Raw genomic sequence first — 21,230 nt, 5'->3', positions numbered from 1 at the left:
CCCCGGTTCAGGCTCGTGCGCCTCCGTCTACCCGCAGGACCGTGCCGGTCACGAACGAGGAGCGGTCGCTGAGCAGCCAGGCGGCGGCCTGGGCGATCTCGTCGGGGTCGGCCGCGCGGCGCAGCGGGGTGTGCGCCTGGAGGCGCTCCTGGAGGCCGGGTGATTCCGTTTCCCAGGTACGGATCATCTCGGTCAGCGTGTTGCCGGGGGCGATGGCGTTGACGCGGATGCCCTCCGGGCCGTACGTGATGGCAGCCGACTCGGTGAGGCTGTTGACCGCCCGCTTCATCGCACCGTACGCGGGCAGCTCGGGGTTGCCCATCAGGCTGCCGACGGACGAGTTGTTGACGATGGCCCCCGTCCCGGCGGTGGCCCGGATGGCGGCGACCTCGGCGACCATCGCCACCCACGGGCCCTTGAGGTTCACGGCGTAGACGTGGTCGAAGTCGGCCTCGGTCACCTGGTCCATCGGGCCGGGCGGCACGAACGTACCGGCGTTGTTGAAGGCGATGTCGAGACGGCCGTACAGGTCCACGGCACGGTCCACGGCGGCGCGTACGGCGGCCGCGTCGGCCAGATCGCACACCGCGTAGTCCGCGATGCCGCCCGCCGCCCGGATCTCCTCGGTCACCGCCTTCAACTGGGCCTCAGTCCGGGCCGCGAGCAGTACCCGGGCGCCCTCTCGGGCGAACAGCCGCGCCGCGGCCGCGCCGATACCGCGACCGGCGCCGGTGATGAAGGCGACCTTGCCGTCCAGCAGGCCGTGGGCGGCAGGGGCGGCGGATGTGTCGGTGGTTCGTGTGTTGTCCATGGCATCGAGCCTGCGCCGGTCCGCGGAGCCCATCCAGGCACCGGCGGTACCTGGATGGGCCCACCCCACCCGCGCACACTGGGGGTGTGGACAGACGAGAACTGGCGGACTTCCTGCGCAGCAGGCGCGAGCGGATCACCCCGGCCGACGTGGGGCTGCCCGCCGGGCCGCGCCGCCGCACGCCGGGACTGCGCCGCGAGGAGGTGGCACAGCTGGCGTTCATCTCGACCGAGTACTACATACGCCTTGAGCAGGCCCGCGGCCCGCACCCGTCACGCGAGGTACTGGCCGGGCTGTCCCGGGCCCTGCGCCTGTCGGACGCCGAGCGCGACCACCTCCACCACCTCGCCGGCGCACCACCCGGCCCGCCGCCCGGACCCTCGCGCGAGGTGCGGCAGAGCATCCTCGACCTGCTTGGCCGACTGCCGCAGGCCGCCGCCATCGTGACGTCCGCGACGTTCGAGGTGATCGCATGGAACGACCTGGCGGCCGCCCTCATGGAGGACTTCTCCGCCCTTCCGCGGCGCGACCGCAACCTCGTACGCCGGGTCTTCCTCGGTCCGCACCCACAGGGGCGGCGGCTGTACGGAGTGTCGGACGCGGACGCGTTCGCCCGCAACGCGACGCAGCGGCTGCGCGCCACCGCCGCCCGCTATCCCGAAGACCCCGAGGTGACCGGGCTCGTGGCTGAACTCCTCGCCGGAAGCGAGGAGTTCACCCGGCTGTGGGCCTCCCACGACGTGAGCGCCGAGCCCACGCTGCGCAAGACCTTCCAGCACCCGCTGGTCGGCCCGGTCACCGTCAACTGCGACGCCCTCGACATCAGCGACCGGGACCAGCAGGTCGTGATCTACACCGCCGCCTCCGGCTCACGGTCCGAGGAGGCGCTGCGACTGCTGTCGGTCATCGGCACGCAGCGCATGGACGCGGGCCGCTGAGCCACGCCGGGCCGACACCGGGAGTACACGGCGTCGGCCATCCAGGTCGCCCCTCGGACCCGCGTAGTCGCTCCTCAGACCCGCGTATACGTGAGCCGTCGCCCGTCGGCCAGTTCACGTACGAGCGTGCCGCCCTCGGTGCGCAGCGTGGAGGAGCCGCCGCGGAGGCAGGGGCCGGAGGACGCGGCCCGGTCGATCGCCGGCGGCGCGAAGCGTGCCGGACCGCCGTTGTCTCCCACGGAGACCAGGTTCATGTCGGCCTCGCAGTGCTCGCCGCCGCCGTCCGAGACCAACGTGGCGGCCGGGCTGCCCACCGGCGTCCGCTCGACGGTCATGCGCTGCGTGCCACCGTTGGCCAGTGAGCGCTGCCAGGTGCCGAGCAGGTCCTCGGACAGCTTCTCCGGCCCCTCGACCCTGTGCAGTTCGGCGGTGCGCCCCGCGGCCTCCCAGCGGAGGGAGTCACCGTCGACCCGGGAGAGGACATGCTCGCCGAGGGCCGAGCACGAGCCCGGGGGGACGCTGCTGACGACCTTGGTGTCCAGCCGCAGCGACGTACCGCCGCCGGACGGCTTGGCGGCGAGCTTGCCGTCGCTCTTGCACTCGTACTCCTTGCCGAGGCTGATGCTGGTGGCGACGACCTCGCCCACCTGCCCCGACGAGACGACGAACCGGCGGAACTGATCGGTCGGCTTCCCGTCCCGCTCGACTTCGCCCGCCCAGATGCCCACGAACTCCTTGGGCACATCGGATGTCACGCCGCCGTTGTCACCGGAGCCGGAGGCGGAGTCGGATTCCGAGCCCCCGTACGGCAGCGGCAGATCGGCGGTCGACGCCGCGTACGCGGCTCCTGCCACCACGGCGGTGGCCGCCAGCGCGAGCGCGATTCGTCGGTTCTTGCCCCTTGGGCGAGGGCGCGGCGAAGGAGTTGACTCCGTGCGCCCGTGGTCCGGCTTCGGCACGACCTGGGTTCCCCACTCCGAGCGTTCCGACTGCTCCGACGCGGGCGGTTCCTCCCAGGTCACAAGTGAGGCGGCGGACGCGGTTGCCGACGATGGTGCGGGCGCGGCCGGTGCGGGCGACGCCACGAAGGCGGTCGGTGCCGGCGCCGCCATCGCGCTTGCGTGCGGGGGTGTGTCCGTGTCGAGCAACTGGACGGCACTGCGCCCCAGTTCGGCGATGATCTGGGCAGGCAGCCACGGCGGAGACGAGGCGCCGGTCGCCACCGGTCGCATCCGTTCGACCACCTCCTGCGGAGTCGGCCTGGCGGCCGGGTCCTTGGCGAGGCAGTCGGAGACCAGTCCCCGTACCGGCTCCTCGATCCCCGTCAGGTCCGGCTCCTCCTGCGCGATACGGAACATCACGGCGTGGACCCCGCCGGAACCGCCACCGCCGAACGGCGTCTGCCCGGTCGCCGCGTACGCCAGTACCGTGCCCATGCAGAAGACATCGGCGGCCGGGCCCACCGGCTCGTCCCGGAGCTGCTCGGGCGACATGAAGCGCGGCGAGCCGACCAGCACGCCCGAGCTGGTCGGGGTCGATCCCGGTACCGCGTCCAGCGCCCGCGCGATACCGAAGTCGATGACCCGGGGGCCGTCGATGGTGATCAGAACATTGGAGGGCTTGAGGTCCCGGTGGACAAGACCCGCGCCGTGAATGTCGAGCAGGGCGCTGGCGAGTCCATGGGCGAGGGTGCGTACGGAAGGGGCGGGGAGGGGGCCGTGTCCGTTGGGCGAGACGATGTGTTCGAGCGAGGGGCCCGCGATGTAACCGGTGGCCACCCAGGGCGTTTCGGCCTCGGTGTCCGCGTCGAGGACCGGTGCCGTCCAGCGGTCGCTCACCCTGCGCGCCGCCGCCACCTCAAGCCGGAAACGCTCACGGAACTCGGGTTCGGCGGCCAGCTCCGGCTTGATGAGCTTGACCGCGACCGTGCGCCCGCCCTCCGAACGCGCCAGACAGACCCGGCCCATACCGCCCGCGCCGAGGGTTCTGAGCAGTCGATACCGGCCGATTCTGTCGCCAACCCCACCGGAGGTGGCATCGAAGTCGCCTGTCGACGGCTTCGTCATCTGACTGTCTCCCCTCGGTCGGCACTCCGCCCCACTCACCGCCACGAAGGGTCACGAGCCGGTGGACCACGAGCTTCCGTCTGACGTGAACAGAGGCTACCCGGCTTCGAGTTGCCGGTCGTGCGACGTCCGCAGGCTCTGCCGCCGCCGAACACGCGTACTCCTTCGGCCGTCGCGGCCGGGCGACGACACGTGAGCGGCCGGGCGACGACATGTGAGGGGTCACGCGCCGGTCAGCTGCGGCGCGTGACGATGCTGAGGGAGTTGGCGGCGACGATGGCCCCGATGCTCGCCCACTCCGTCCAGCCCAGGTTCTGGCCGAGGCCGAGCCGGCCGACCAGGGCGGCGAGGACGGGGTTGACGCTCATGAACAGCCCGAAGGCCTGGGCGGGTACGCGGCGCAGGGTGAACATGTCCGCGAGGTACGGCACCGCCGAGGAGAGCACCCCGGCGGCGACGGCGTAACCGACGGCCTCGGCGGTCGGCGGGTGCCGGAGCACCAGGACGACGCCGACCGGCAGGAACATCAGGGCGGAGAGTCCTGACGCGGCGGCCGAACCCTGTGCACCGGGGACACGTTGGCCGACGGTGCGGTTGAGGAGGATGTACGACGCCCAGCAGGCGGCGGCGAGCAGGCCCAGGGCCATCCCGGCGTAGTCGGTCGAGGGCTGGGGGCGCATCAGCGTCACCACACCCGCGGCGGCGACGACCGCGGCGCAGATGTCCACACGGCGGCGCGCGGCAGAGAGGGCGATGGCGAGCGGGCCCAGGAACTCCAAGGTCACCGCCAGTCCCAGACCGATGCGGTCGATGGCGCTGTACAGGGACAGGTTCATCGTCCCGAAGACCAGGGCAAGGAGCAGCACCGGCCGCCACTGCGCCGCGGTGAAGGTCCGCAGCTGCGGCCGGCCGACGGCCAGCAGGACGACCGCGGCGACGTACTGGCGGACCGCGACGACCCCGACAGGACCGAGTACGGGGAAGGCGAGGGACCCGATCGCGGCGCCGGTCTGGGTGGACAGACCGCTGCCGATCATCGTGGCCACACCGGCGAGCTGCCGTGAACGTCCGGCCGGCTGCGGGTCCGGGAGATCCGGGGCCGCCGGGCGCGGGGGCACCGCGGGGGGTGGCGGGACTGTGGGGCGTACGGAAGCGGTGGTGCCCTGTGCGGGTGCGGCTCGCATGCTTCGAGCGTGTGACATGGCGCCTCTTGCGCAAAATGCACCCGGCAGCCTATCTATACGCTTGAGTCATGGATGTGGAGCTACGGCAGTTGCGTTGTCTCGTCGCGATCGTCGACGAGGGCAGTTTCACCGACGCGGCCATCGCGCTCGGCGTTTCCCAGGCGGCCGTTTCCCGGACCCTGGCGTCACTCGAACGTGCCCTGGGCGTACGGCTGTTGCGCCGCACCTCGCGCGAGATGGCACCGACCCCGGCGGGACTGCGCGTGGTGGCACACGCCCGGCGGGTGCTCGGGGAGGTGGCCGATCTGGTCCAGGAGGCCAGGTCGGGTCATACGCGTCTGCGGATCGGGTACGCCTGGTCGGCGCTCGGCCGCCACACGTCGGCCTTCCAGCGCCGCTGGGCCAAGGCGCAACCGGAGACGGACCTGCGTCTGGTCCGCGTCAACTCCGCCACCGCCGGTCTGGCGGAAGGGGCCTGCGAACTCGCGGTCGTGCGCAGGCCGTTGGAGGAGGACCGGCGGTTCGACTCCGCCATCGTCGGCCTTGAACGGCGCCTGTGCGCCCTGGCCGCCGACGACGCTCTGGCCGGACGCCGTTCGGTCCGGCTCGCGGACCTCGGCGGGCGCACCCTGCTGATCGACCGCCGGACCGGCACCACGACCGCCGAACTCTGGCCGCCGGACGCCCGCCCGGCGACCGAGGAGACGTCCGACGTCGACGACTGGCTCACCGTGATCTCCAGCAGCCGCTGCATCGGCCTGACGGCGGAGTCGACCGCCCACCAGTACCCCAGGCCCGGCATCGTCTACCGGCCGGTCCGCGACGCCGAACCCATCGCCGTACGCCTCGCCTGGTGGCGGGACGACCCGCACCCGGCCACCCAGGCGGCCATCGAACTGCTCACGGCTCTGTACCGCAACGGCTGAGCGGCTTCAGCCCGTTCTGCGCCGAACGGTTCTGCGCCGACCATCGGTCCGGTTCAGCCGACATGCACCCGCGGCCGCCGTGCCCGGTCCGCCTCCGCCTCGCGGAGGACCTCCCGGGTGACGGGGGCGACCTCGCCCTGGCCGAAGAGGAAGAAGCGGAGGAAGTTGGTGAAGGGGCTGCCCTCGGTCCACTCGAAGTAGATGTGCGGGATGCAGCCGGTGGTGTCGCGTACGTGCAGGACGAGGGCTGCCAGGGCGTTGGGGACGGAGGACGACTCCAGGGTGAGGACGCGGTAGCGGCCGTGCAGGACCTCGCCGCGAACGGTCAGGCCCGCCTCGAACTCCGACGGGTCCAGGACCGTGACCTCGACGAAGACGAAGTCCTCCTGGGCGGGAACGTCGTTGTCCGCGCGGATCTGCTCGATCTTCTCGCGGTACTCGGTGATGTCTCGGTTGTCGGGTTCGTTGGCGATGAACCGGATCCTGCGGCTGGCGATGTCCCGTACGAACCGCTGGGCCATGTCGTCCATGGTCACGCTGGTGACGCGGAGTTCGAAGGCACGGGCGAGCCGCGAGAGGAGCGAGAGGAGGATGATGCCGGCGATGAAGCAGGCGCCGATCTTCACGCCGTCCGGACGCTCGATGACGTTCGCGACGGTGACGTAGAGGAAGACCGCCGAGATCACGGTGAAGGCGATGGTCCAGTTGCGCTGACCGGCCTTGCGCGCCGCGATGGTCACCGCGATCGCGGCCGAGCTGATGAGGACCAGGACACCGGTCGCGTACGCGCCGCCCTGCGCGTCGACGTCCGCGTCGAAGATCCACGTGACCAGGAAACCGACCAGCGTGAAGACGATCACCATCGGGCGGACGGCGCGCGCCCAGTGCGGGGCCATGCCGTAGCGGGGCAGATAGCGGGGCATCAGGTTGAGCAGCCCGGCCATGGCCGAGGCGCCGGCGAACCACAGGATGGCGATGGTGGACACGTCGTAGACCGTGCCGAACGCGTTGCCCAGGTACGCATGCGCCAGATAGGCGAGCGCGCGGCCGTTGGCCTCGCCGCCCGACTCGAACTCCTTCTCCGGGATCAGCAGCGTGGTGATGAAGCTGGTCGCGATCAGGAACACGCTCATGATGAGCGCGGCCGTGGTCAGCAGCTTCTTCGTGCCGCGGATACGGCCCTCGGGGTTCTCCTCGGTGTCGCCGGGATCGCCCTCGACGTGCGGCATGACCGCCACACCGGTCTCGAAGCCGGACAGGCCGAGCGCCAGTTTCGGGAAGACCAGCAGTGCGACGCCCACCATTGCAAAAACGTTTCCGTGCTCGGCGGTCAGAGCGGTGGACCAGTCGCTGATCACATGCCCCTCGGTGGCCACGTGCCAGAGCCCGGTCACCACGACCACGACGTTGAGCGCCAGATAGAGGCCCACCAGTGCCACGGCGACACCGATCGCCTCCAGGAAGCCCTTGAGGAACACCGCGCCGAGCAGTGCGATGAGCACCAGCGTGATCAGCACCTGCTTGTCGTGCAGCGCGTCGGCCAGATGGGGGTTCTCCACCAGGTGGGTGGAGGCGTCGGCGGCCGACAGGGTGATGGTGATCAGGAAGTCGGTCGCGGCGAAACCGAGCAGGGTCAGGACGAACAGCTTTCCCTTCCAGAAGGTCAGCAGCCGCTCCAGCATGGCGATCGAGCCCTCGCCGTGGGGGCTCTCCTCGGCCACCCGCCGGTACACAGGCAGTGCGCCCGCCAGTGTGACGACGACCAGCACGATGGTGGCCACGGGTGACAGCAGCCCGGCGGCGAGAGCCGCGATGCCAGGCTGGTAGCCGAGCGTGGAGAAGTAGTCGACGCCGGTCAGGCACATCACCCGCCACCAGCGCTGTCCCTTGTGCAGGGGCTCCGGCTGGACGGGCCGCGGTGCCGCCTGCCTGCCCTTGCCCATGTCGGACAGCCCCTCCAGCATCCAGGCGCGCAGGCGACTGGGCGGAGGGCGTTCGGTGGTGGCCATCGGCGTGCTCCTGATGTCCGGCTCGGCGTGCGGTTTCCGGCCATCACGCGGACGGCGGCACCAGCGTATGCAGAGAGTGACGCACGGGCCCACGGATGAGGCCGCCGTGGGCGTCAAGCTTCCGTTAAGAGAAACCGGGCGACTGTCACCGGCCCATCAGGACGACGACGTCCTGGCTGCGGGGGAGTGGCCCGGGCCGTCGAGCGGCGCCACAGGCCGCGCCCGTCGGGCACGGACACCCAGCGTCATCCCGTACGTCGTCTCACGGGTTCCCTGCACGAACGTGATGCCGACCGGCAGGGGCCCTCGCGCCGATCGACGCGGCCCGGCGCCGCCGCGGCGGCCGGGGGATCAGCGGTCCCGCTGCCCGTCGGCCGGTGCCTTCAGCAGCCGCTCCAGTTCATCGCCGGCCTCGTCGTATCCGGCGTCGGAGATCCGTTGCAGCTCGCGCAGGTCTCCGGTCGCCTTTGCGCGTCGGGTGAGCAGGAACCCCGCGTGCATGGATCCCTCGTCCAACAGCTCGCTCAGTTCCCCGACGTCGCCGGCCGATTCGGCAAGGTCGGCCAACCGGTCCAGGGCGGTCTCGTTGCCCTCGTCGGCCAACTCGCGCAGGGTCTCCCGATCGATGTTCATGTTCGCCATGGGGCCATGCTGCAACCCCGCCCCAAGGGCAGGGTCAAGTGGCACGATGACCGGGTGATCACCATCGGGCAGCTGGCCGGGTACGTCGGGGTGTCGGTGAAGACCGTCCGCGTCTACCACGACAAGGGCCTGCTCCCCGAGCCCGACCGCGACGCGTCCGGCTACCGGCGGTACGGCGCGAACGACGTCATCGACCTGATCAAGATCCGGACGCTCGCCGAGGCCGGCGTCCCCCTGGCCCGTATCCGGGACCTGAGATCGGCGGGCGACGAGGAGTTCCGGCAGGCGCTGCGCGAGATCGACGACGGGCTCACCGACCGCATCCGTGGCCTGCGGGCGACGCAGGGGCGCCTGCGCCGGCTCGCCGCGGGGGATCTGGCACCGCTGCCCACCGAGGTGGGCGCGCATCTGGAGGACCTGGCCCGCTGGGGATTCACGCCCCGTTGGGTGGACCTGCAACGCGACCTGTGGATCCTCGTGTTCGCCACCCACCCGGACCGCGCGACCGCACTGTTCCACGACCAGGCCGAGATCCTGGCCGACCCGGCGCTGCGGCGGATCTTCCTCGACTACGACCACGCGTACGACCTCGACGCCGACGATCCCCGCATCGACGACCTCGCCCGCCGGGCCGCCGAAGCGACCCGTGAACGCTACGGACCGGACGAACTGCCCGGGCTGGATGCGGCCTCCGAGATTCCCGCCCTCGTCCAGGGCACGGTCAACGCGTCGTCCCCGGCATGGCAGCGGATCGACACGCTCATTCGCGCACAACTGGAGTAGCCCGATCGGCCCGGCTCGCCCGGGGTGTCCTCCGGGGTGACGGACGCGACCACCTCCGTCGCGTCCACGAGACCGCCGAACTCGCTCAGTCCGCCAAGTCCTCGGACACCGTCGTCGACCACGTCCGGGGCGAGCTGACCGAAGTGCTCGCCCTGCGCGCCTGCCGCTTCGAGTACCCGAGGACCGCGCCCAGGGGTACGCCCTGGAACGCGACTGGGTCCGCTGGGACCCCGGGGTGCCGCTGATCCGGCTCACCTCCGAGCGTCGTGCCCTGGGCCGCCCGATCACCGCGGACGTGGGCGAGAGCGCCGCTGCCGAGCCCGGCACCCGCGTCACGGTGCTGATCCCCGAGGTCGAGCCGGACCGGCTCTGGCAGCGGCTGCTGCAGAACCATCGGGGTGCCGTGGTCGCCCATGCCGTCCGGCAGGACGCGGACGCGGTGATCTGCCGGCTGCGGTTCGGCATCTGATCCCGCACGCCGGAAGCAATCCTCCCGGAGGGCTTGCCCCGGCGGTGTTCAGGCGCCCGGGGGGGATTGGTTCACGTAGATGGATCAGCCCGCCGTATGGGTTCCGTCAAAGCCGTACGAACCTGCGTATGGGAGCCGTCAACGGCGCTCGAATCCGGCCAGAGAGGCGCTTTCCTCCAATCGTCCGATCGATTCGAACCTCATCTAGGAGCTTGCGATGGCCGACGTGGCCTTCGTCGTCACCACGATCGCGGTGTTCGCGCTGGTGGCTCTCGTCGCCAAGGGGGCGACGAAGCTGTGACCGCCGAGAACATCGTCGGCCTGATCGTGGCCGTCGCCCTGCTGGGCTATCTCGTCCTCGCCCTGATCTTCCCGGAGAGGTTCTGAGAAGCGAATGAGTCCCGTCCTTGCCGGTGTGCTCCAGATGGTCGCTCTGATAGCGGCCCTGGCTCTCGCTTACCGTCCCCTCGGCGACTACATGGCCAAGGTCTACTCCTCGGACAAGCACTTGCGCGTCGAGAAGTGGATCTACAAGGGCATCGGCGCCAACCCCAACACGGAGATGCGCTGGCCCGCGTACCTACGCGGTGTCCTCGCCTTCTCCGCGGTGAGTGTGCTGTTCCTGTATCTGCTGCAGCGCTTCCAGGGCAGCCTGCCCGGCTCGCTCGGCTTCTCCTCGATCGACCCGGACCAGGCGTTCAACACCGCCGCATCGTTCGTCTCCAACACCAACTGGCAGTCGTACTACGGCGAACAGGCCATGGGCCACGTCGTACAGACCGGTGGCCTGGCGGTGCAGAACTTCCTGTCCGCCTCGGTCGGTATCGCCGTCGCCGTGGCACTCGTCCGGGGCTTCGCTCGCTCGCGCACCGGTGAGCTCGGCAACTTCTGGTCCGATCTGGTCCGCGGCATCATCCGTATCCTGCTGCCGATCTCGGTGATCGCCGCGATCGTGCTCGTCGCGTGCGGCGCGATCCAGAACTTCGCCGGCATCCACGAGGTCGGCCAGTTCACTGGCGGATCGCAGCAGTGGAACGGCGGCGCGGTCGCCTCCCAGGAGGCCATCAAGGAGCTGGGCACCAACGGCGGCGGCTACTTCAACGCCAACTCCGCCCACCCCTTCGAGAACCCCAACGCGTTCTCCAACCTCTTCGAGATCTTCCTGATCCTGCTGATCCCGTTCGCGCTCACGCGGACCTTCGGCCGGATGGTCGGCTTGCTCAGGCAGGGTTACGCGATCCTCGCCACGATGGTCACCATCTGGATCGGTTTCACGGCCCTGATGATGTGGACCGAGTTCGCCCACCACGGCCCGGCGTTCGATGTCGCGGGCGGTGCGCTGGAGGGCAAGGAGACCCGCTTCGGCGTCGGTGCCTCGTCGATCTTCGCGGTGGCGACGACGCTGACCTCGACCGGCGCGGTGGACTCGTTCCACTCCTCGTTCACCGGACTCGGCGGCGGGATCACCATGCTCGGCATGCAGCTGGGCGAGATCGCGCCCGGTGGCACCGGCTCCGGCCTCTACGGCATGCTGATCATGGCGATCATCGCGGTGTTCATCGCAGGTCTGATGGTGGGCCGAACGCCCGAGTACCTGGGCAAGAAGATCGGCACCCGCGAGATCAAGTTCGCCGCCTGCTACATCCTCATCACCCCGGCGCTGGTACTCGTCTTCACCGCCGCGGCGATGGCCCTGCCGACCCCGGGCAACTCGATGACGAACAGCGGGGCGCACGGCTTCTCCGAGATCCTGTACGCCTACACGTCGGCCTCGAACAACAACGGTTCGGCCTTCGCGGGTCTGAACGCGGACACGCAGTGGTTCAACAGCACGCTGGGTCTGGCGATGCTGCTCGGCCGCTTCCTGCCGATGGTGTTCGTGCTCGCGCTGGCCGGATCGCTCGCCGAGCAGAAGCCGGTGCCCGCGACCGCGGGCACGTTGCGCACCGAAAAGCCGCTGTTCACCGGGCTGTTGGTGGGCGCGATCCTCATCATCACCGGTCTGACCTACTTCCCGGCGCTCGCGCTGGGGCCGCTGGCCGAGGGGCTGGCGTCATGACCACCCGCACAGAGAAGCAAGAGGACACCGTGTCCACGACTACTCCCACTCGGGCGCCGCACAGCGATGTGCCGACCGGTCACAAGGACGAAGGACGCGTCGGCGCGGGTCTGTTCGACCCGAAGCAGCTGCTGAAATCGCTGCCGGACGCCTGTCGCAAGCTCGACCCGCGGGTGATGGTCAAGTCCCCCGTGATGTTCGTGGTGCTGGTGGGCTCGGTCCTGACGACCGTGTTCTCCTTCAAGGACCCGGGCGACTGGTTCGGCTGGGCCATCAGCGCCTGGCTCTGGCTCACCGTGATCTTCGCCAACCTGGCGGAGGCGGTGGCCGAGGGCCGCGGCAAGGCGCAGGCGGACACCCTGCGCAAGGCCAAGACCGACACCGTCGCGCGCCGGCTTTCCAAGGACGGCGAGCCCGGCAAGACGGAAGTGCAGGTGCCGGGCACCGAACTGCGCGTCGGCGACCTGGTCGTCTGTGAGGCGGGCGACATCATCCCCGGCGACGGTGACGTCGTCGAGGGCGTGGCGTCCGTGGACGAGTCGGCCATCACCGGTGAGTCGGCCCCGGTCATCCGCGAGTCCGGCGGCGACCGCTCCGCCGTGACCGGCGGTACGAAGGTGCTGTCCGACCGCATCGTCGTCAAGATCACGACGAAGCCGGGCGAGACCTTCATCGACCGCATGATCGCCCTGGTCGAGGGTGCGGCCCGGCAGAAGACGCCCAACGAGATCGCGCTGAACATCCTGCTCGCCTCGCTGACGATCGTCTTCCTGCTGGCCGTCGCCACACTGCCGCCGTTCGCGGACTACGCGGGCACGCACCTCACCATGGTCGTGCTGGTGGCCCTCCTTGTCTGTCTCATCCCGACCACGATCGGCGCGCTGCTCTCCGCGATCGGTATCGCGGGCATGGACCGGCTGGTGCAGCGGAACGTACTCGCCATGTCCGGCAGGGCGGTCGAGGCGGCCGGAGACGTGTCGACCCTGCTGCTCGACAAGACCGGCACCATCACGCTCGGCAACCGGCAGGCAGCCGAGTTCGTACCGGTGACCGGCACCACCGACGCCGTCCTGGCCGACGCCGCCCAGCTCTCTTCGCTGGCCGACGAGACGCCCGAGGGCCGCTCCGTCGTCGTCCTGGCGAAGGAGAGGTACGGGCTGCGCGAACGGAGCCAGGGCGAGCTGTCCGGCGCCGAGTGGATCGCCTTCACCGCCCAGACCCGGATGTCGGGCGTGGACGTCGACGGGCGCAGGATCCGCAAGGGCGCGGCCGGTTCGGTCATGGCCTGGGTCCGGGAGCGGGGCGGCGAGGTGTCCGAGGACGCCGACACCCTGGCCAACCGGATCTCCGAGGCGGGCGGCACACCGTTGCTCGTCGCGATCGAAGACACCGAGGGCGCCCGGGTGTTGGGCGTCATCCACCTCAAGGACGTCGTCAAGGACGGCATGCGCGAGCGGTTCGATGAGCTGCGCCGCATGGGCATCAAGACCGTCATGATCACGGGTGACAACCCGCTGACCGCCAAGGCGATCGCCGATGAGGCCGGCGTCGACGACTTCCTCGCGGAGGCCACTCCCGAGGACAAGATGGCCCTCATCAAGCGGGAGCAGGCGGGCGGCAAGCTCGTCGCGATGACCGGCGACGGCACGAACGACGCCCCCGCGCTGGCCCAGGCGGACGTCGGCGTGGCGATGAACACGGGTACGTCGGCCGCGAAGGAGGCCGGCAACATGGTCGACCTCGACTCCAACCCGACCAAGCTCATCGAGATCGTCGAGATCGGCAAGCAACTCCTCATCACCCGGGGCGCGTTGACGACGTTCTCCATCGCCAACGACGTCGCGAAGTACTTCGCGATCATCCCGGCGCTGTTCGCGGCGGTCTACCCGGGCCTGGACAAGCTCAACATCATGCAGCTGTCCTCGCCCGACTCCGCGATCCTGTCCGCGGTCATCTTCAACGCGCTGATCATCATCGCGCTGGTGCCGCTCGCCCTGCGGGGCGTGCAGTACCGGCCGGTGAGCGCGGACAAGCTGCTGCGGCGCAACCTCGGGATCTACGGCCTGGGCGGGCTGATCGCGCCCTTCATCGGCATCAAGATCATCGACCTGATCATCTCCCTCATCCCCGGGCTGTAACTTTTTGAAAGCGTGCTGATCAACTATGAACAACTCGGTATCGAACACTGCCCGGTTGCTCTGGGCCGGCCTGCGTGCGCTTCTCGTCCTGACGGTGGTGACGGGCATCATCTACCCGCTGGCCATCACCGGCGTCGCCCAGGGCCTCTTCAACGACAAGGCGAACGGCTCGGAGATCACGTCGAACGGCAAGGTCGTCGGCTCCTCGCTCATCGGCCAGGCGTACAACCTGCCGCTGAAGAAGGGCCAGGAGACCCCGGAGCCGGACCTGAAGTGGTTCCAGGGTCGTCCGCAGAACGGCCTGGGCACCAACAGCGTCAACACCCAGTACAAGCTGATCCTGTCCGGCGCCACCAACCGCTCCGGTGACAACGGCGCGGTCGACGGTGTCTGCCCGAAGGACCCGGCGAAGGCCGAGGAAGCCACCCTCTGCCAGTGGGTGGTCGCCGCCAAGGACGCTGTCATCAAGGACAACTCCGTGAACGGTTACACGGTCAAGAGTGTGCCCCCCGACGCGGTCACCTCCTCAGGCTCCGGCCTGGACCCGGACATCTCCCCGGCGTACGCCGACATCCAGGTCCACCGGGTCGCGGAGAAGAACGGGCTGTCCGTCGCCGAGGTCCAGAAGCTGGTCGACGACCACACCGACGGCCGTACGCTCGGCTTCATCGGAGAGCCCACGGTCAACGTCCTCCAACTCAACATCGCGCTCAAGGAACTCGTGGCGAAGAGCTGACCGCCTTACGCGCACCATGCGGGAGTTGGCGGCCGGGGTGACACCTCGATTCGTCAACTCCCGCAGCCATAAGGCTTGTTCCGTACGACCTCGGTCCTCCGCGCGACAGGAAAGGCATACACCGATGACCCGGGTACTGGTGGTGGAGGACGACCCTCAGCTTGTCCGGGCCCTCGTGATCAACCTTCAGGCCCGCAAGTACGGAGTGGACCCGGCACCCGACGGCGCCACCGCGCTCCGTCTCGCCGCCGCGCGCCAGCCCGACGTGGTCGTCCTCGATCTGGGCCTGCCGGACATGGACGGTGTGGACGTCATCAGGGCCCTGCGCGGCTGGACCCGCGTACCGATTCTGGTGCTGTCCGCCCGCCGGGCCTCCGACGAGAAGGTGGCGGCGCTCGACGCGGGCGCCGACGACTACGTCACCAAGCCGTTCAGCATGGACGAACTGCTGGCCCGGCTGCGGGCCGCCGTCCGCCGTACCGAGACCACCCCGCTCGCCCAGGAAACCGCCGTGGTCACGACGGACGACTTCACCATCGACCTGCTGGCGAAGAAAGCCACCCGAGCCGGACACGACATACGCCTCACGCCGACCGAATGGCATCTGCTGGAGATCCTGGTCACCAGCCCCGGGCGTCTCATCACGCAGAAGCACCTGCTCCAGGAGGTGTGGGGCGTCTCCCAGAGCAACAAGACCAACTATCTCCGGGTCTACATGGCGCAACTGCGCCGCAAGTTGGAGGCGGATCCCTCCCACCCCCGCTACCTGATCACGGAACCGGGCATGGGCTACCGCTTCGAAGGCTGAAGCGGCGCTCCGGACACCCGCCCCTCGCGCACCACCCTTCCTCAACACCCCCCGGCACCCCGCCCGTAGAGACGAAGAGACGAGAAGATGGCACGCGGCAAGCTTCGGATCTACCTCGGTGCGGCGCCGGGCGTCGGCAAGACGTACGCGATGCTCTCCGAGGCACACCGCCGTGTCGAGCGGGGCACCGACTGCGTGGCCGCGTTCGTGGAGCACCACAACCGGCCGCGTACGGAAGTGATGCTGCACGGCCTGGAGCAGACACCCCGCAGGGAACTGGAGTACCGGGGCACGGTCTTCACCGAGATGGACCTGGACGCGGTGCTCGCCCGGCACCCCCAGGTGGCCCTCGTCGACGAGCTGCCCCACACCAACATCCCCGGCTCGCGCAACACCAAGCGCTGGCAGGACGTCGAGGAACTCCTCGCGGCCGGCATAGACGTGATCACGACGGTCAACATCCAGCACCTGGAGTCGCTGGGCGACGTCGTCGAGTCCATCACCGGCGTACGGCAGCAGGAGACCGTCCCGGACGAGGTGGTGCGCCGGGCCGACCAGATCGAGCTCGTCGACATGTCCCCGCAGGCGCTGCGCCGCCGGATGGCGCACGGCAACATCTACAAGCCCGACAAGGTCGACGCGGCCCTGTCCAACTACTTCCGCCCCGGCAACCTGACCGCCCTGCGCGAGCTGGCGCTGCTGTGGGTGGCGGACCGGGTCGACGAATACCTGACCGAGTACCGCAACGAGCACCGGGTCTCGAAGATCTGGGGTTCCCGCGAGCGGATCGTCGTCGGCCTCACCGGCGGACCCGAGGGCCGTACGCTGATCCGCCGCGCCGCCCGGCTCGCGGAGAAGGGCGCCGGCGGCGAGGTGCTGGCCGTCTACATCGCCCGCAGCGACGGCCTGACCTCCGCCTCCCCGAAGGAACTCGCCGTCCAGCGCACCCTCGTGGAGGACCTGGGCGGCACCTTCCACCATGTCATCGGCGAAGACATACCGACGGCCCTGCTGGACTTCGCGCGTGGGGTGAACGCCACGCAGATAGTCCTCGGGGTGTCGCGTCGCAAGGGATGGCAGTACGTCTTCGGACCGGGCGTCGGAGCCACGGTGGCCCGGGAGTCGGGGCCCGACCTGGACGTCCACCTGATCACCCACGACGAGGCGGGCAAGGGGCGCGGACTGCCCGTCGCCCGGAGCGCGCGGCTCGGCCGGTCCCGGGTCGTCCGGGGCTGGCTGGTCGGTGTGGGCGGCCCCGCCCTCCTGACGCTGCTGCTCACCGGCGTCACGCCCTCGGTCGGCCTGGCCAACGACATGCTGCTGTTCCTGACGCTCACGGTGGCCGCGGCCCTGCTCGGCGGCCTCTATCCGGCGCTGGCCTCGGCCGTGGTGGGCTCCCTGCTGCTGAACTGGTACTTCACCCCGCCCGTGCACACCCTGACGATCGCCGACCCCAAGAACATCGTCGCCATCGCCATCTTCGTGGGAGTCGCCGTGTCGGTCGCCTCCGTGGTGGACCTCGCGGCCCGGCGCACGCATCAGGCGGCCCGGCTGCGGGCCGAGTCGGAGATCCTCTCGGTCCTGGCGGGCAGTGTGCTGCGCGGGGAGACCAGCCTGGAGGCGCTGTTGGAGCGGGTCCGGGAGACCTTCGGCATGGAGGCGGTCGCCCTGCTGGAACGGGACAGCGACGTCGATCCGTGGACCTGCGCCGGCAGCGTGGGCCCGCGGCCCTGTCGGAGCCCCGAGGACGCGGACGTCGACATGCCGGTCGGCGACCACATGGCCCTCGCGCTGTCGGGACGGGTGCTGCCGGCGGAGGACCGACGGGTGCTCGCCGCGTTCGCCGCGCAGGCCGCGGTGGTCCTGGACCGCCAGCGGCTGCAGTCCCAGGCCGACCAGTCACGTGCGCTGGCCGAGGGCAACCGCATCCGCACCGCCCTCCTCGCCGCCGTCAGCCATGATCTGCGCACCCCGCTCGCCGGCATCAAGGCCGCGGTCTCCTCGCTCCGTTCGGAGGACGTGGCCTGGTCCGAGGAGGACCAGGCGGAACTGCTCGAAGGCATCGAGGAAGGCGCGGACCGCCTGGACAACCTCGTGGGCAATCTGCTGGACATGTCCCGGCTCCAGACCGGCACGGTCACACCGCTGATCCGCGAGATCGACCTCGACGAGGTGGTCCCGATGGCGCTCGGCGGAGTCCCCGAGGGCAGCGTGGAACTGGACATCCCCGAGACGTTGCCGATGGTCGCCGTCGACCCGGGCCTGCTGGAGCGGTCGGTCGCCAACCTCGTCGAGAACGCGGTGAAGTACAGCCCCGCCGAGGAGCGGGTCCTGGTGTCGGCGAGCGCCATGGCCGATCGCGTCGAGGTCCGGGTGGTGGACCGCGGCCCGGGCGTCCCGGACACCGCGAAGGACCGCATCTTCGAACCCTTCCAGCGCTACGGCGACGCCCCGCGCGGCGCCGGAGTGGGCCTCGGCCTCGCGGTCGCCCGGGGCTTCGCCGAGGCGATGCGCGGCACCCTGACCGCCGAGGACACCCCCGGCGGCGGCCTCACCATGGTCCTCACCCTCCCGGCCGCGCCCGGCGCCCACCAGATCCGCCCCGACCTCCCGGCGACCGCCACGTCCTAGAGCTCAGGCCGCGGTCACCAACCCCTTTGCACAGCGCACCCCAGAGCGAGTGTGACGACTGCCACACGCCGAAGTTCGAACTTCGGCGTTCGCCGTGCATCCAGTCGGCGTCCGGCCATCGAGCGGCTGCGGAACACCACTCCTCCGCAGTCGTCCACTTCATTTCACCAAGGAACGTTCAATGGGTTATGTGCGCGGATTCATCCCCTGGATCGTCTCCGGCGTCGTGTCGTCCTTCGACTGGCGCTGGGGTGCGACAGGAGCCGGCCTCGTCGGAACCGCCGTCTTCACGAAGGTCCATCCCGCCCGGGCCCAGGCCCGACTGCTGGCCCAGGCGCCGGTCGGAACGTGACCACCGGTACCCGGGCGGCGAGGCCCGGGCCGCTCGACGACCGTTCGGCGCGACGGCCTTCACCGGCCGGCTGCCCGGGCACCGTCACGGACACGATCGAGGACGCGGCCCACGCCACCACGAGGAGAGCGCAATGACCGACCGGACAGCTCTTCCCCTGTACCTCCGGGGCCGCTTCGCCCCGGTCCCCGAGGAACACAGCACGGCCGATCTCACCGTGCGGGGCTCCCTGCCGACCGACCTGGACGGCCGCTATCTGCGCAACGGCCCCAACCCGCTGCCCGGCCAGGACACGGGCCACTGGTTCACCGGTCACGGCATGCTCCACGGCATCCGGCTGCGGGGCGGCCGCGCCGAGTGGTACCGCAACCGGTGGATACGTACACGGAAGCTGGAGGGACATCCGTTCATCCGCGGGAACGCCACTGTCGACCTCACCGTGACGCCCGCCAACACCCATGTGATCCGGCACGCCGACACCGTGCTGGCGCTGTGCGAGGTGGGCCTCCCCTACTGGGTCTCGCCCTCCCTGGAGACCGTCGGACCGTACGACTTCGGCGGGCGGCTGACCACCTCGATGACCGCCCACCCCAAGGAGGACCCGGTCACCGGCGAACTGCACCTGTTCGGGACCGGGTGCGCCCCGCCCTACCTCACCTACCACCGGGTCACCGCGGAGGGGCTGCTGCTCGACAGCCGGCGGATCGACGTGCCGGGCCCGACGATGATGCACGACTTCGCCATCACCGAGCACCACGTGCTGTGGATGGACCTGCCCGTCGTCTTCGACCCCGCCTTCGCCGGGCGCGGCGGCATGCCCTACCAGTGGGACGAGGGGTACGGCGCGCGGCTCGGGGTCATGTCCCGCGCGCCCGGCAGCACCGATGTGCGGTGGTACGACATCGACCCCTGCTACGTCTTCCACGTCGGCAACGCCTACGAGGACCCGCGGGGGCGCATCGTGCTGGACGCGGTGCGCTACGACCACGCCGGCTTCCGGAACGCCTGGACGGACATCGGCGGACCCGCGGGCCCCGGTGGCCTGGCCGGTGCGCTGGAGCCGGGCCGTTCCCGGTCCCTCGCCGTCCTGCACCGCTGGACACTGGACCCGGCCACCGGCCGCGTCACCGAGTCCCAACTGGACGACCGTGCGGCCGAGTTCCCCACGCACAACGAGACCCTCACCGGGCGCCCGAACCGCTACCTGTACACCGTCTCCGGTGACGGCATCGCCAAGCACGACCTGACGCGCCACACCGGTCACGCCTACGAAACACCAGGCAGCCGCTACGCCGGGGAGGCGGTCTTCGTACCCGCGGCGGACGGCGCGGAGGAGGACGAGGGCTGGCTCCTGTCGCTCGTCTCGAACGACGACGGCCAGGCGGGGGAACTGGTTGTCCTCGACGCCACGGACCTGTCCGTCCAGGCCGTGGTGGAGCTGCCGTACCCCGTACCGGCCGGTTTCCACGGAAGCTGGCTGCCGGAGTCCGTCCACCGGCCCCGGGGGCTCTAGTGCGGAGCCGGCTTCGCGGTCGCACGCGGCACCGGGGATCCGCCCCGGCACGTCCTCCTCGGCAAGGGCTCCGCGAGTTTTTGCCCAAGTTCCACCCCGCGCACATCGTCGAGTGGAAAAAATGGGAGCCCATCTCCCGAGCACCACACGGTTCGTGATTCGTCCGCACGGAGGCGTTCAGCTCATGTTGCCCCTCAACCCGCCCACGGATGAGGAACTCACCCGCAGGGCCCAGGCCGGCGAGACCGGAGCCCTGGGACTCCTGCTGGCTCGCCACCAGGCGCCGATGCGCGCGGTGGCGCTGAGCGTGCTCGGCTACGGCCCGGACGCGGAGGACGCGGTGCAGGACGCCGCGCTGACCGCGCTGCGGCGCATCGGCGACGTACGGGATCCGGCGGCCGTGGGAGCGTGGCTGCGCGCGATCGTGCGCAACGCCTCCCGCACGCGCCTGCGAGACACCCGCGAGACGCCCGGCCTGGACGGGCTCGACCACCTGCGGCTTCGCGACCAGGAGGCCTCGCACCCGGAGCAGCTCATCGAGCAGCACGCGATGCGGGACTGGATCTGGGACGCGGTGGACGAACTGCCGCCGAAGCTCCGGCTGGTGCTGATGCTGCGGCACTTCAGCGGCGTCACCTCCTACCAGGAGATCGCCGATGTCTGCGAGGTACCGGTCGGCACGGTGCGCAGTCGGCTCAACCAGGCCAGGGGGAAAATGGCCCAGGTGCTGCTGTCGACCGCCGCTCAGGCGCACGACGACGCCGCCGCGCTCACCGAGGACAGCCGGCACGAGGCCGTGGAGACCCTGCAGGCATCCGAACGCGGTCAACTGCCCCAGGAGATATCCGAGTTGTGGCCGGCGGAGAGCGAACTGGTCGGCCCGCTCAGCCGGCCGGGAGAACGCACCCATCCCGTCCCCGTCATGCGGCAGACCCTGGAATTCGGGGTGCGCCAGACCCTGCGCCATGTGGTGGCCAGCCGCGACATCACCCTCTGGGAAATGGACGTCACCCACCACGTCACCGACCACCGCGCCGACCACATCTGCCCGCCGACCCTCGCCTGGCTCATGTTCCGCCAGAAGAGAAGGGTTCAGAAACTGCGGCTGATCTTCCCCGCGCCGGTTTCGACGGGCCCGGCCGGGTTTCCGGAACCTGCATGAGGC

General features: G+C 70.2%; 17 protein-coding genes and 1 pseudogene. 13 read left to right on the top strand and 5 right to left on the bottom strand.

The features are described from left to right. Positions 1-7 precede the first annotated feature (7 nt). On the bottom strand, positions 8-811 hold the full coding sequence (locus tag ACZ5VQ_RS26900) for an SDR family NAD(P)-dependent oxidoreductase (RefSeq protein WP_469107117.1): 804 nt from the start codon (positions 809-811) through the stop codon (positions 8-10). Positions 812-897: 86 nt separating this feature from the next. Here ACZ5VQ_RS26900 and ACZ5VQ_RS26895 point away from each other — a divergent pair, with 86 nt between their 5' ends. Further along, positions 898-1,749, top strand: a complete 852-nt coding sequence (locus tag ACZ5VQ_RS26895; protein WP_469107116.1) for a helix-turn-helix transcriptional regulator — start codon at positions 898-900, stop codon at positions 1,747-1,749. Positions 1,750-1,823: 74 nt separating this feature from the next. Here the strand turns inward: ACZ5VQ_RS26895 and ACZ5VQ_RS26890 are convergent, their stop codons facing one another. Both ACZ5VQ_RS26890 and ACZ5VQ_RS26885 read right to left on the bottom strand, forming a co-directional pair. After that, positions 1,824-3,815, bottom strand: coding sequence for a serine/threonine-protein kinase (locus ACZ5VQ_RS26890; RefSeq protein ID WP_469107115.1), 1,992 nt, complete (start codon positions 3,813-3,815; stop codon positions 1,824-1,826). 233 nt (positions 3,816-4,048) lie between these two features. After that, positions 4,049-4,999 carry an EamA family transporter gene (locus tag ACZ5VQ_RS26885; RefSeq protein ID WP_469107114.1) on the bottom strand — a complete coding sequence of 317 codons (951 nt, stop codon included), beginning with the start codon at positions 4,997-4,999 and terminating at the stop codon, positions 4,049-4,051. Positions 5,000-5,067: 68 nt separating this feature from the next. Here ACZ5VQ_RS26885 and ACZ5VQ_RS26880 point away from each other — a divergent pair, with 68 nt between their 5' ends. Continuing rightward, positions 5,068-5,925: a LysR family transcriptional regulator gene (locus ACZ5VQ_RS26880; protein ID WP_469107113.1), complete on the top strand. Its 858-nt coding sequence runs from the start codon at positions 5,068-5,070 to the stop codon at positions 5,923-5,925. Between the two features lie 53 nt (positions 5,926-5,978). On the opposite strand, the gene ACZ5VQ_RS26875 is transcribed toward ACZ5VQ_RS26880, so the two are convergent. Both ACZ5VQ_RS26875 and ACZ5VQ_RS26870 read right to left on the bottom strand, forming a co-directional pair. Beyond that, the gene (locus tag ACZ5VQ_RS26875) at positions 5,979-7,934 is read right to left on the bottom strand and encodes an APC family permease (RefSeq protein ID WP_469107112.1); all 1,956 of its coding nucleotides are present in this window, start codon (positions 7,932-7,934) and stop codon (positions 5,979-5,981) included. Positions 7,935-8,285: 351 nt separating this feature from the next. After that, the gene (locus ACZ5VQ_RS26870) at positions 8,286-8,576 is read right to left on the bottom strand and encodes a hypothetical protein (RefSeq protein ID WP_469107111.1); all 291 of its coding nucleotides are present in this window, start codon (positions 8,574-8,576) and stop codon (positions 8,286-8,288) included. A 6-nt stretch (positions 8,577-8,582) separates the two neighbouring features. On the opposite strand from ACZ5VQ_RS26870, the gene ACZ5VQ_RS26865 reads away from it, so the two are divergent. From ACZ5VQ_RS26865 to ACZ5VQ_RS26815, 11 genes and pseudogenes are all read left to right on the top strand, one after another. Continuing rightward, on the top strand, positions 8,583-9,359 hold the full coding sequence (locus tag ACZ5VQ_RS26865; RefSeq protein ID WP_469107110.1) for a MerR family transcriptional regulator: 777 nt from the start codon (positions 8,583-8,585) through the stop codon (positions 9,357-9,359). 175 nt (positions 9,360-9,534) lie between these two features. Continuing rightward, a pseudogene (locus ACZ5VQ_RS26860) lies at positions 9,535-9,828 on the top strand (amino acid permease); the annotation flags it as partial. Between the two features lie 297 nt (positions 9,829-10,125). Beyond that, on the top strand, positions 10,126-10,215 hold the full coding sequence (kdpF, locus tag ACZ5VQ_RS26855) for a K(+)-transporting ATPase subunit F (RefSeq protein WP_037659531.1): 90 nt from the start codon (positions 10,126-10,128) through the stop codon (positions 10,213-10,215). 7 nt (positions 10,216-10,222) lie between these two features. Continuing rightward, complete coding sequence (gene kdpA / locus ACZ5VQ_RS26850) at positions 10,223-11,887, top strand: potassium-transporting ATPase subunit KdpA (protein WP_469107109.1); 1,665 nt, start codon at positions 10,223-10,225, stop codon at positions 11,885-11,887. Then, complete coding sequence (gene kdpB / locus ACZ5VQ_RS26845; protein ID WP_469107108.1) at positions 11,884-14,025, top strand: potassium-transporting ATPase subunit KdpB; 2,142 nt, start codon at positions 11,884-11,886, stop codon at positions 14,023-14,025. Before kdpA ends, kdpB begins: the two co-directional genes overlap by 4 nt. Before the next feature lie 25 nt (positions 14,026-14,050). Next, positions 14,051-14,761: a potassium-transporting ATPase subunit C gene (locus tag ACZ5VQ_RS26840; protein ID WP_469107107.1), complete on the top strand. Its 711-nt coding sequence runs from the start codon at positions 14,051-14,053 to the stop codon at positions 14,759-14,761. Positions 14,762-14,885: 124 nt separating this feature from the next. Beyond that, positions 14,886-15,569 (top strand): response regulator, encoded by a 684-nt coding sequence (locus ACZ5VQ_RS26835; RefSeq protein WP_469107106.1) that lies wholly within the window; start codon positions 14,886-14,888, stop codon positions 15,567-15,569. An 87-nt stretch (positions 15,570-15,656) separates the two neighbouring features. Continuing rightward, a complete protein-coding gene (locus ACZ5VQ_RS26830) occupies positions 15,657-18,200 on the top strand; it encodes a DUF4118 domain-containing protein (protein WP_469107105.1) in 2,544 nt (847 codons plus the stop codon). A 181-nt stretch (positions 18,201-18,381) separates the two neighbouring features. Then, complete coding sequence (locus ACZ5VQ_RS26825; RefSeq protein WP_469107104.1) at positions 18,382-18,552, top strand: hypothetical protein; 171 nt, start codon at positions 18,382-18,384, stop codon at positions 18,550-18,552. Positions 18,553-18,685: 133 nt separating this feature from the next. Next, positions 18,686-20,065: a carotenoid oxygenase family protein gene (locus ACZ5VQ_RS26820; RefSeq protein ID WP_469107103.1), complete on the top strand. Its 1,380-nt coding sequence runs from the start codon at positions 18,686-18,688 to the stop codon at positions 20,063-20,065. Positions 20,066-20,249: 184 nt separating this feature from the next. Further along, entirely contained in the window at positions 20,250-21,227 is a 978-nt protein-coding gene (locus tag ACZ5VQ_RS26815) for an RNA polymerase sigma factor (protein WP_469107102.1), read from the top strand. Positions 21,228-21,230: the final 3 nt, after the last annotated feature.

Source organism: Streptomyces sp. NPDC033178 (assembly GCF_055577685.1).
The sequence above is the reverse complement of the archived record's forward strand: the minus strand, read 5'-3'. Positions and strand labels throughout refer to the sequence as shown.

What these genes read in the sequence shown, in the direction of transcription:
- ACZ5VQ_RS26900 (WP_469107117.1), bottom strand. Translation starts at nt 811, where the DNA reads ATGGACAACACACGAACCACCGACACATCCGCCGCCCCTGCCGCCCAC.
- ACZ5VQ_RS26890 (WP_469107115.1), bottom strand. Translation starts at nt 3,815, where the DNA reads ATGACGAAGCCGTCGACAGGCGACTTCGATGCCACCTCCGGTGGGGTT.
- ACZ5VQ_RS26885 (WP_469107114.1), bottom strand. Translation starts at nt 4,999, where the DNA reads ATGCGAGCCGCACCCGCACAGGGCACCACCGCTTCCGTACGCCCCACA.
- ACZ5VQ_RS26880 (WP_469107113.1), top strand. Translation starts at nt 5,068, where the DNA reads ATGGATGTGGAGCTACGGCAGTTGCGTTGTCTCGTCGCGATCGTCGAC.
- ACZ5VQ_RS26875 (WP_469107112.1), bottom strand. Translation starts at nt 7,934, where the DNA reads ATGGCCACCACCGAACGCCCTCCGCCCAGTCGCCTGCGCGCCTGGATG.
- ACZ5VQ_RS26870 (WP_469107111.1), bottom strand. Translation starts at nt 8,576, where the DNA reads ATGGCGAACATGAACATCGATCGGGAGACCCTGCGCGAGTTGGCCGAC.
- ACZ5VQ_RS26865 (WP_469107110.1), top strand. Translation starts at nt 8,583, where the DNA reads ATGCTGCAACCCCGCCCCAAGGGCAGGGTCAAGTGGCACGATGACCGG.
- kdpA (WP_469107109.1), top strand. Translation starts at nt 10,223, where the DNA reads ATGAGTCCCGTCCTTGCCGGTGTGCTCCAGATGGTCGCTCTGATAGCG.
- kdpB (WP_469107108.1), top strand. Translation starts at nt 11,884, where the DNA reads ATGACCACCCGCACAGAGAAGCAAGAGGACACCGTGTCCACGACTACT.
- ACZ5VQ_RS26840 (WP_469107107.1), top strand. Translation starts at nt 14,051, where the DNA reads ATGAACAACTCGGTATCGAACACTGCCCGGTTGCTCTGGGCCGGCCTG.
- ACZ5VQ_RS26835 (WP_469107106.1), top strand. Translation starts at nt 14,886, where the DNA reads ATGACCCGGGTACTGGTGGTGGAGGACGACCCTCAGCTTGTCCGGGCC.
- ACZ5VQ_RS26830 (WP_469107105.1), top strand. Translation starts at nt 15,657, where the DNA reads ATGGCACGCGGCAAGCTTCGGATCTACCTCGGTGCGGCGCCGGGCGTC.
- ACZ5VQ_RS26825 (WP_469107104.1), top strand. Translation starts at nt 18,382, where the DNA reads ATGGGTTATGTGCGCGGATTCATCCCCTGGATCGTCTCCGGCGTCGTG.
- ACZ5VQ_RS26820 (WP_469107103.1), top strand. Translation starts at nt 18,686, where the DNA reads ATGACCGACCGGACAGCTCTTCCCCTGTACCTCCGGGGCCGCTTCGCC.
- ACZ5VQ_RS26815 (WP_469107102.1), top strand. Translation starts at nt 20,250, where the DNA reads ATGTTGCCCCTCAACCCGCCCACGGATGAGGAACTCACCCGCAGGGCC.